Source organism: Plectonema cf. radiosum LEGE 06105 (assembly GCF_015207665.1).
Classification (GTDB): Bacteria; Cyanobacteriota; Cyanobacteriia; order Cyanobacteriales; family Nostocaceae; genus Rivularia; species Rivularia radiosa_A.
In genome coordinates, this window is the sequence record NZ_JADEWL010000255.1 from 1 (window position 1) to 4448 (window position 4448).

General features: G+C 33.8%; 3 protein-coding genes. 2 read left to right on the forward strand and 1 reads right to left on the reverse strand.

Translation table 11 applies throughout. The features are described from left to right. The first annotated feature begins 121 nt into the window (after window positions 1–121). Window positions 122–487 (forward strand): four helix bundle protein, encoded by a 366-nt coding sequence (locus IQ247_RS31480; protein WP_193926103.1) that lies wholly within the window; start codon window positions 122–124, stop codon window positions 485–487. Between the two features lie 153 nt (window positions 488–640). Here IQ247_RS31480 and IQ247_RS31485 read toward each other — a convergent pair whose 3' ends face one another. Then, entirely contained in the window at window positions 641–2692 is a 2052-nt protein-coding gene (locus tag IQ247_RS31485) for a tetratricopeptide repeat protein (protein WP_193926104.1), read from the reverse strand. A gap of 400 nt (window positions 2693–3092) precedes the next feature. Between IQ247_RS31485 and IQ247_RS31490 the strand changes: the two genes are divergently transcribed. Continuing rightward, window positions 3093–4448: proline dehydrogenase family protein (locus IQ247_RS31490; RefSeq protein ID WP_193926107.1), on the forward strand; the 1356-nt coding region annotated here is incomplete at its 3' end.

The following is a 4448-nucleotide window of genomic DNA, read 5'->3' on the forward strand; positions in this document are numbered from 1 at the left end:
GGGGATTGGTAATGGGTAATTGGTAATGGGGGATTGGGAATTATTTCTTATAATAATGTAATTTTTAATTTAGTTTTGGGAATTATATATACAAGTGTGATTTTAATTGTAAGAAAATAGTGTGACAAGACCTGATTTTGAGGATTTACGAGTTTATCAGTTAGCTGAAAAATTAGCGAATGAAATTTGGGATATTGTTCAAAATTGGAAGTCATTTGAGAAAGACACAGTTGGTAAACAAATAGTTCGTTCTGCTGATAGTATTTGTGCCAATATTGCAGAAGGAAGAGGACGCTTTAATTACCAAGATAATCGCCGCTTTATCAGAATCGCTAGAGGTTCTTTGTATGAAACTATCTGTTTATTAAGATTAGCTTATATTAGAAAGCTTTTAACTAAAGAGCAAGCATCTAAACTTAAGCCAATAATTGACGAACTATCACCCAAGCTCAACGCTTACCTGAATTCAATAGGCAATAGAAAATAGTTTAATTACCAATTACCCATTACCCATTACCCATTACCCATTACCAATTACCCATTACCCATTACCCATTACCCATTACCAATTACCAATTACCAATTACCCATTACCCATTACCAATTACCAATTACCAATTACCAATTACCCATTACCAATTTACGGAGTAAGCTCCTTAATTCTCGATAGAGCATCATTATAATTACTATCTTCACCTGTATTAATAAAAATATCGGCTGCTGCTTGAAAATCTTCAATTGCTTCGGGTACTTTTGCTAAATCTGTACGAAGTAAACCGCGATTATAATAAGCTTGAGCGTATTCGGGATTGAGTTCAATTGCTTTAGAATAATCTGCCATTGCTTGTTTCCATTTCCCTAATTCTAAATGAGCATTACCACGATTATTGTATGCTGTTGGTTGAGTAGAATCTAGTTTAATTGCTTGATTATAATTTTCAATTGCCCCTTCAATATCTTTAATTTTGAAGCGATATAAACCGCGATGAATGTAAGCATTGGCATTATCGGGATTCATCTCTATGGCTTTTTCGTAGTCTTCATAAGCTTGTTTGGGATATCCTAAATCATTGTAAACATCAGCACGGGCAATATAAGCTTCAATGTATTTAGAATCTAATGCAATTACTTGAGTAAAATCTTTTTTCGCAGTTATTTTTTCGTTGAGTTCATACCTTGTTTTACCGCGTTCGTAATAGGCTTCTGTATATTTAGAATTAATTGTAATTGCTTTATCAAAATCTTTGATTGCTTCGAGTTTTTCTCCTATTTTACGGCGAATTATTCCCCGATGTAAGTAAGCTGGAGCAAATTTAGGATTGAGTTGAATTGCTTGATTTAAATCGGCGATGGCTTGACGATTTTCTTTGATTTGAAAACGAGCAAGTCCTCTACCATAATAAGCGTTTGTGTATTGGGAATTTATTTGAATTGCTTGATTATAATCTATGATTGCCCCGTTATATTCTCCCACAGAATAAAGACTAAATCCTCTATCATAATAAGCGTTAGCATCATTAGGATTATTACGAATTGCTGCACTAGAATCTTGTTGAGATTTTTCATAGTTTCTTAAACGATAATAAGCGTCTCCTCGCAAATTGTAAGCGTTCGCATATTCTGGATTTATTTTAATAGCTTGAGAAAATAATTTAATTGCTTGTTGATATTTGGCTTTTTCGTAGTATGTGATTCCTTGTTTATATAATTGTTTGGCATAATTTAAATCCCTTGGTGCAAAGAAATACCATCCGATTCCGCTAAGTAATATAAAGCTAACTATTCCAATAGTTAATTTTTGTTTTTTTGAGATTTGATTTTTGATTTTTTGATATAGAGAATTTGACTGTTGTTGATTAATTTTTTTTAAATCAGTTAATACTTCTTTAGCCGATTGATAGCGGTTTTGATAATTTAAATGCACCATTTTATTAATAATTTTGGCAAGCTTTGGGTTTACTCGATAGCGGCGAGGATACCAAATGATTTTTTCTGCGGAAGCATTTTTGTGGTTTTTTTGTGCAGTTATTTGACTAGCTGGTAAACCTGTTAGTGCTTCAATGGCAATTATGCCTAAAGTATAAATATCACTGTTAAATTGAGGATTTCCATGTACTTGTTCTATAGGCATATATTCTGAGGAACCAACGATGTTAGATACTGCTTCTTGAGGCGCACCAAAGTCGGTTAAAATTAGTTTATTATCAGATTCTCGACGAATAAGATTTGCTGGTTTGAGATTACGATGGATTATCCCACAACTATGTATTAATACTAAAATTTCTAAAATTTCTAATAAGAGATTAAGTACTTTTTCTGATTTTAAGGTTTGTCCGGAAAATATTTCTTTATTTAAAGGATTACCGATAATATATTTTCTAACTAGATAAAAGTTTTGATTTTCTTCAAAAAAATTTATTAAGTTCTGAATTCTATCATCTTGTTCTGATAGGTTATCTAAGGGTTTTGCTTCGGTTTCTAATACGTTATGAGATATTTTTAATAGTCTGGGGTCTTTACTTGGTGGCATAAATTGCTTGACTACATATCGCTCGCAATTAGATTCGCAGGTATCTTCACCTAGGTAACTTCTTCCTCCCAAATTACCATTCAGTAACTCAATTATTCGGTAGCGCTCAAGCATAATATTATTCATGATAGATGACCAAAATGGTATATACAACTTTGTCATCTTAAATTAAGCTCCTCAATTAAATAAAGGAAACTGCATTTCATTTATCAACATAAAATTAGCAAAATATTCTGGATACAAGATAATTATATTTTGGTTTTTTTAGACTATTTAAATTGATGTATGTAAGATTTTTTAGCTGATTTAAATGAAAATATATTTGTGATAATTAATCTTGATTAAACTTAAATAAAAGCTTTTCTTAACTAACTATAGATAGAAGTATTAATACATATTTTGAAAACTGAATAAACTTAAAAAAATAAAATAAGCATATTTTTGTATCTTTATTGCAGAATCTTTAATTTTTTCTCTGATATGTGGTGGTAGGAGAATTAAAAAGCCAAAATAGAATATAGGGGCTATAACCCTGACATCTTATGTATGGAGCGTGCTATCGGTGGTATTACAGACTGAAAAGGACATCTACGAAGCGAAAACTCAGGAAATTGCTAAGCAATTGTTAAGCACAACTGGGGAAAATCGTTCTTTATTCTCGGCTTTGCGCGACCAAATGCGTCCTGATGATAAGCTATTAGCATGGGCGATGAGCAATCCTGGTTTACGGGTGCAGTTGTTTCGGTTTATCGATACTCTTCCGGCTTTAAGAAGTAATTCGGAAATTGCCGCGCATTTACAAGAATACCTCGGTGATGATTCGGTAGAATTGCCTTCAGCGCTCAAGGGAATGTTAAATTTTGCAAATCCCGATTCTATGCCAGGACAAGTTGCTGCTACAACTGTTTCTAAAGCTGTGGAAACTTTAGCTCATCGATATATTGCTGGCGAAAATATCAAGCAAGCTTTAAAAAGTATTGAAAGACTCCGTAAAGAAAAGATGGCTTTCACCGTGGATTTACTAGGTGAAGCGGTAATCACGGAAGTGGAAGCAGAATCTTATTTACAACGATATATGGAATTGATGTCACAATTAGCGGAAGCTGCTAAAAGTTGGAAGACTGTGACTTTAATTGATCAAGCTGATGGGGAAGCTTTACCCAAGGTACAGGTTTCGGTAAAGTTAACGGCTTTTTATTCCCAGTTTGACCCTTTAGATGATAAAGGTAGTGAGGAGAAGGTAACTAACCATATTCGCACTTTGTTACGTCGTGCTTCTGAGTTGGGTGTTGCTATCCATTTTGATATGGAGCAGTATATCTATAAGGATCTTACCTTTAATATTTTGAAAAAGCTGTTGATGGAAGAGGAGTTTAAACAGCGTACAGATATCGGCATGACAATTCAAGCTTATCTACGAGATAGTGAAGCAGATGCCAAAAGTTTGATTGAATGGGCGAAACAACGGGGTAATCCAATTACAATTCGGTTAGTAAAAGGTGCTTATTGGGACCAAGAAACCATTACAGCAGAACAAAAACACTGGCAGCAACCAGTTTACAACGATAAAGCCGCCACAGATATTAATTTTGAAAAAATAACCCAATTATTGTTAGAAAATCATCAATATATATATGCTGCCATCGGAAGTCATAATATCAGGTCGCAAGCAAGAGCGATCGCCATTGCTCAAAGTTTGAATGTACCCCAGCGCAATTTTGAAATGCAAGTTCTTTATGGAATGGGGGATAAAATTGCTAAAGCTTTAGTAGAGCAAGGTTACAGAGTGCGGGTTTATTGCCCTTACGGTGAGTTATTACCGGGAATGGCTTATTTAATTCGTCGTTTATTGGAAAATACCGCCAATTCTTCTTTTATTCGACAAAATATGGAAAATCGCCCCATAGAAGAATTAATT

What these genes read in the sequence shown, in the direction of transcription:
- IQ247_RS31485 (WP_193926104.1), bottom strand. Translation starts at nt 2,692, where the DNA reads ATGACAAAGTTGTATATACCATTTTGGTCATCTATCATGAATAATATT.